Raw genomic sequence first — 5,806 nt, forward strand, 5'->3', positions numbered from 1 at the left:
GGCGTTCGCATGCTGGTGGTACCGGGCTCCGAAGCGGTGCGCCGCGACGCGGAGAACGAAGGCTTGCACCACGTATTCACCGCCGCCGGCGCGGAGTGGCGCGTGCCGGGCTGCTCCATGTGCATCGCCATGAACGGCGACCTGGCGCAGCCGGGCCAACTGGTGGTGAGCACCTCCAACCGCAACTTCGAAGGCCGCCAGGGCAAAGGCGCCCGCACCGTGTTGGCCAGCCCGGCAACCGCCGCCGCATCGGCGCTGGCCGGCCGCATCGCCGATCCGCGTGACTACCTGCAGGAGGCCGCCGCATGAAACCCATCACCCGCATCCACTCGCGCACCGCCGTGCTGGCGGACGAGAACATCGATACCGACCGCATCATCCCCGCGCGCTTTCTCACCACCACCCAGCGCGCCGGCCTGGGCAAGCTGTGCTTCAACGATTGGCGCTACCAGGCCGATGGCAGCGATAACCCGGCCTTCCCGCTCAACCAGCCGCAGGCGAAGGGTTGCCACATTCTCGTCGCGGGCCGCAATTTCGGTTGCGGTTCGTCGCGCGAACACGCGCCGTGGGCGCTGCTGGACTACGGCGTACAGGCCGTGCTGTGCAGCGAGATCGCCGACATCTTCCGCAACAACGCGCTGAAGAACGGCCTGCTCGCCATCGTGCTCGACGAGGCCGAACACCGCTGGTTGCTGGAACATCCGGGCGTCGAACTGTCCATCGACGTACGCGAGCAATACATCGCCCTGCCCGATGGCGGCCGCATCCGCTTCCAGCTCGAGCCCTTCGCCCGCCACTGCCTGCTCAACGGCGTCGATCAGCTGGGTTACCTCCAGCAACACCAGGACGCCATCACCGCTTACGAACAACGCGTGGAGAAAGCCGCATGAGAGCGCATATCGTCACCCTGCCCGGCGATGGCGTCGGCCCCGAAGTCACCGCCGCGGCCGCGGCCGTGCTCGATGCGGTTGCCGCGCATTACGACCATCACTTCCATTTCGAAGAACAGTTGATCGGCGGCTGCGCCATCGATGCCAGCGGCGAACCGCTGCCAGCCGCGTCGCTGGAAGCCTGCAAGGCGGCCGATGCAGTGTTGCTCGGTGCGGTGGGTGGCCCCAAGTGGTCCGACCCCAATGCGCCGGTGCGCCCCGAGCAAGGCCTGCTGGCACTGCGCGCGGCCCTGGGCGTGTATGCCAACCTGCGTCCGCTGCAAGTGCATCCGGCACTGGCCGAACTGTCGCCGCTGAAAAACGAAAAGCTCAAGCACGTCGATGTGCTGTTCGTGCGCGAACTCACCGGCGGCGCCTACTTCGGCGCCAAGACACGCACCATCGACACCGCCATCGACGAGTGCAAGTACACCGTCGCCGAAGTGGAGCGCGTGGTGCGCCGCGCCTTTAACCTGGCACGCGGACGCCGCAAGCACGTCACCTCGGTGGACAAGGCCAACGTGCTGGAGACATCGCGCCTGTGGCGCAGCACCGTGCAGCGCATCGCCACCGAGTTTCCCGACGTGAAGCTGGAACACCAGCTGGTCGATTCGATGGCCATGCTGTTGCTCACGCAGCCGTCCCGCTACGACGTGGTGGTCACCGAGAACCTGTTCGGTGACATCCTCACCGACGAAGCGGCCGCCTTGGCCGGCTCGCTGGGCCTGTTGCCTTCCGCCTCGCTGGGCGAAGGCAAGGGCGGCCTGTACGAACCCATTCATGGTTCGGCACCGGACATCGCCGGCCAGGGCGTGGCCAACCCCACCGGCGCCATGCTTTCCGCAGCCATGCTGCTGCGCCATTCGCTGGGCCTGGAAGAAGAGGCCGTCGCGGTGGAAAGCGCCGTGGCGCACGTGATCGAACACGGCCCGCATACCCCCGATATCGGCGGCCATGCCAGCACCCAGGACGTGGTGGACGCCGTGCTGGCCGCGCTGGACGAACACGCCTGCAACGCCGCGGCGTTCCTGCGCTGGGGACGCGCATGCGGTTGATGCCTTCCCATGTTCGGAACGACACCTCTACACCGTCATTCCCGCCCGGGCGGGAGACGCGCTTCAACCGCCGAAGGGCGGATCCCAGGGTGTTTCGCCACGACCCGCCGCTGGCAGCGCCACTGACTCCCACCCGACATTCGACACCGGAATCCACGCATGCGCAGTGACTTGATCAAGACCGGCCCCGACCGCGCACCCGCGCGCGCCATGTTGCGCGCCACCGGCCTGGACGACGCGGCCATCGCCAAACCGCTGGTGGCCGTCGTGCACACCTGGTCCAACGTAAGCCCGTGCAACCTCAACCTGCGCGAGCTGGCCGAGCACGTCGCCGAAGGCATCCGCGCGGCGGGTGGCACGCCGGTGGAGTTCAACACCATCGCGGTCACCGACGGCATCGCCATGGGCACACCCGGCATGCGCGCCTCGCTGATCAGCCGCGAAGTGATCACCGACTCCATTGAGCTGGCCGTGGACGGCCACTGCCTGGACGCCATGGTGGTGCTGTGCGGCTGCGACAAGACCATCCCCGCCGCCGCCATGGCGATGGCGCGCCTGAACATTCCCAGCGTGGCGCTGTACGGCGGCACCATCGCGCACGGCACGCACGACAATCACCCGATCACCATCCAGCAGGTGTTCGAGGCGGTGGGCGCGCACGGCGCGGGCAAGATCGATACGGCCGAGCTCACCTCGGTCGAACGCGATGCCTGCCCCGGCGCGGGCGCCTGCGGTGGCCAGTTCACCGCCAACACCATGGCGATGGTGCTCACCACGCTCGGCCTGTCACCGATGGGCTTCAACGATATTCCCGCGACCCACCCGGCCAAGACCGCCGCCGCACACCGCTGCGGCGAGCTGGTGATGGAATGCCTGAAGGAAGGCCGCACGCCGCGCGAACTGCTCACCGAAACCGCGTTCCGCAATGCCGCGCGCATGGTCGCCGCCACCGCCGGCTCCACTAACGCCGTGCTGCATCTGCTGGCCATCGCGCGCGAAGCGGGTACGCCGTGGACGCTGGAAGATTTCGAACCCGCTTCCAAGCACACGCCGGTGATCGCCGACCTGTTGCCCGGCGGCCGCTACACCGCCGTGGAAATGTTCGGCGCCGGTGGCAGCGCGCGCGTGGCGCAGGAACTGATCGCCGCCGGCATGCTGGATGACGCCCCCACCGTTACCGGTCGCAGCCTGTTCGAGGAAACCGCGCTGGCGCCGCGCGCCGAGCAGCAGGATGTGGTGCATCCGGTGTCGCAGCCGCTCAAGCCACGCGGCGGCTACTCCATTCTCTACGGCAACCTCGCACCGGAAGGCTGCATCCTCAAGCTCGCCGGCAAGGGCGCCAACCATTTCGACGGTCGCGCACGCGTCTTCGAAAGCGAGGAGCAGGCCTTTGCCGCCGTGCAGGGCGGCCTGATCGAAAAGGGCGACGTCATCGTCATCCGCAACGAAGGGCCGGCCGGCGGCCCCGGCATGCGCGAGATGCTGGGCGTCACCGCCGCCCTGGTCGGTCGCGGCCTGGGCGACGATGTGGCACTGATTACCGATGGCCGCTTCTCCGGCGCCACGCACGGCTACATGGTGGGCCACATCGCACCGGAAGCCGCGCGCGGCGGCCCCATCGCGCTGCTGCGCGAAGGCGACCGCATTCGCATCGACGCCGACACGCGCCAGATCAGCACCACCGCCGACCTCGCCGCGCGTCGCGCCAGCTGGCAACCGCCCGCCCCCAAGGTCACCCGCGGCGCGCTCGCCAAATACGCACACCTGGTCGGCTCCGCCTCCGACGGCGCCACCACGCATCCCTCCGCCACACGCAGTACGTCCGCTTCCACCCCTTCCCACCACGTCCACGAAGACACGACCGCAGGAGTTACCGCATGAGCAGCAACACCACCAACGACACGCTGGCCAAGGCCCGCATCGCCGTCCTCGGCTACGGCAGCCAGGGCCGTGCCCACGCCCTCAACCTGCGCGACTCCGGTCTCGACGTGGTGGTAGGCCTGCGCAAGGGCGGCCCCTCGTGGGAGAAGGCCCGCGCCGAAGGTTTCAACGTGGCCGAGCCGGGCGACGCCGTGAAGGGCGCCGACCTGGTGGCCGTGCTCACCCCCGACATGGTGCAGCCGACCCTGTACAAGGAGCACATCGAGCCCCACATCAAGCCGGGCGCCGCGCTGTTGTTCGCGCATGGCTTCAACGTGCACTTCAAGCAGATCGAGCCGCGCACCGATATCGACGTGATCCTGGTGGCGCCGAAGGGCCCGGGCGCGCTGGTGCGGCGCGAGTATGAAATCGGCCGTGGCGTGCCCAGCATCTGGGCCATCCACCAGGACGTCAGCGGCCACGCCGAAGCCAAGGCCAAGGCGTATGCCGACGGCATCGGCGGCGGTCGCGCGCTGCTGATCAAGACCGATTTCAAGGAAGAGACCGAAACCGATCTGTTCGGCGAGCAGGCCGTGCTGTGCGGCGGCGCCAGCTCGCTGGTTCAGGCCGGCTTCGAAACCCTGGTGGAAGCCGGATATCAGCCGGAAATCGCCTATTACGAAGTGCTGCACGAACTGAAGCTGATCGTGGACCTGTTCTACGAAGGCGGCATCGCGCGCATGCTGGAGTTCGTCTCCGAAACCGCGCAGTACGGCGACTACGTGAGCGGCCCGCGCGTGATCGACGCCGGCACCAAGGCGCGCATGAAGGACGTGCTCAAGGACATCCAGGACGGCACCTTCGCGCGCAACTGGATCGCCGAGTACAACGCCGGCCTGCCGAACTACAAGAAGTTCAAGCAGGCCGATCTTGAGCATCCGGTGGAACAGGTGGGCGCCAAGCTGCGTGCGCGCATGTCGTGGCTGCAAGCCGGCGCGTCCAAGCCGGCCTCCGAGCCGCTCAAGAAGGTGGGTTAACAGGCCAGATCTGCTCGTCATCCCCGCCAAAGCGGGGAACCGGCGACTTTCAACGTGCCGAAGCGCTTCAAGGCCATTCGCACGTTCGTTGTTCCACTTAAGAGGGCGGCTTTTCCCGCAAGCACGCATTGCCTCTCACAGACCCTCCCCTGATTTTCAGGGGAGGCGTTTTTCCACCACGTATTCGAACCGCCGAACCATCGGCGCATTGGGAACCCCGATCACCGTGAACATGCCACTGCAGCGCGCCGTCCCAGAGCACGACCTGACCACCTCCGTGGCGAGCCACCCGCTCGCCGGCCAGACCATGAGCGGTGCGGAAGTCGTGGTGCAGGTATTGGCCGACGAAGGCGTCGACGTGCTGTTCGGCTATTCCGGCGGCGCGATCCTGCCGGTGTACGACGCCGTGTTCCGCTACAACGCCACGCATCTTTCCCCCAACGGCGGTGAACCGATGCCGCTGATCGTGCCCGCCAACGAACAGGGCGCAGGCTTCATGGCCGCCGGTTACGCGCGGGCCTCGGGCAAGGTGGGCGTGGCCATCGTCACCTCCGGACCCGGCGCCACCAACATGGTCACACCGGTGCGCGACGCCATGTCCGATTCCGTGCCCATGGTCGTGATCTGCGGCCAGGTGCCCACCGCCGCGCTGGGCAGCGACGCGTTCCAGGAAGCACCGATCAGCAACATCATGAGCCCTTGCGCCAAACACGTGTTCCTGGTCACCGACCCGTCGCGCCTGGAAGCGACCTTGCGCACCGCCTTCGAGATCGCCCGCAGCGGCCGCCCTGGCCCGGTGGTGGTCGATATTCCCAAAGATGTACAGAACACCCCGCTCAACTTTGCCGGCCATGGCACCCTGCCCATCCTGGGCTATCGTGCGCGCCAGCACGCCATCGACCATGCACGCCTGGACGATGCGCAG

6 protein-coding genes are annotated in these 5,806 nt (G+C 67.6%); all 6 read left to right on the plus strand.

Annotated features, from left to right (window positions below; all coding sequences use genetic code 11):
• Positions 1-309, plus strand: a 309-nt coding sequence (locus tag JHD67_RS20725) for an aconitase family protein (RefSeq protein ID WP_255557424.1), incomplete at its 5' end; no start/stop codon positions are given.
• Positions 306-890 (plus strand): 3-isopropylmalate dehydratase small subunit, encoded by a 585-nt coding sequence (gene leuD, locus JHD67_RS20730; protein WP_199101053.1) that lies wholly within the window; start codon positions 306-308, stop codon positions 888-890. The genes JHD67_RS20725 and leuD, both read left to right, overlap by 4 nt.
• On the plus strand, positions 887-1,984 hold the full coding sequence (leuB, locus tag JHD67_RS20735; protein WP_199101054.1) for a 3-isopropylmalate dehydrogenase: 1,098 nt from the start codon (positions 887-889) through the stop codon (positions 1,982-1,984). The genes leuD and leuB overlap by 4 nt, the downstream gene beginning before the upstream one ends.
• A gap of 159 nt (positions 1,985-2,143) precedes the next feature.
• Complete coding sequence (gene ilvD / locus JHD67_RS20740) at positions 2,144-3,865, plus strand: dihydroxy-acid dehydratase (RefSeq protein ID WP_199101055.1); 1,722 nt, start codon at positions 2,144-2,146, stop codon at positions 3,863-3,865.
• A complete protein-coding gene (gene ilvC, locus JHD67_RS20745) occupies positions 3,862-4,881 on the plus strand; it encodes a ketol-acid reductoisomerase (protein WP_199101056.1) in 1,020 nt (339 codons plus the stop codon). The genes ilvD and ilvC overlap by 4 nt, the downstream gene beginning before the upstream one ends.
• Positions 4,882-5,113: 232 nt before the next feature.
• A partial coding sequence (locus tag JHD67_RS20750) for a thiamine pyrophosphate-binding protein (RefSeq protein ID WP_255557427.1) occupies positions 5,114-5,806 on the plus strand: 693 nt, incomplete at its 3' end.

Origin of the sequence: Dyella sp. ASV21 (genome assembly GCF_016428975.1) — a bacterium.
Classification (GTDB): domain Bacteria; phylum Pseudomonadota; class Gammaproteobacteria; order Xanthomonadales; family Rhodanobacteraceae; genus Dyella.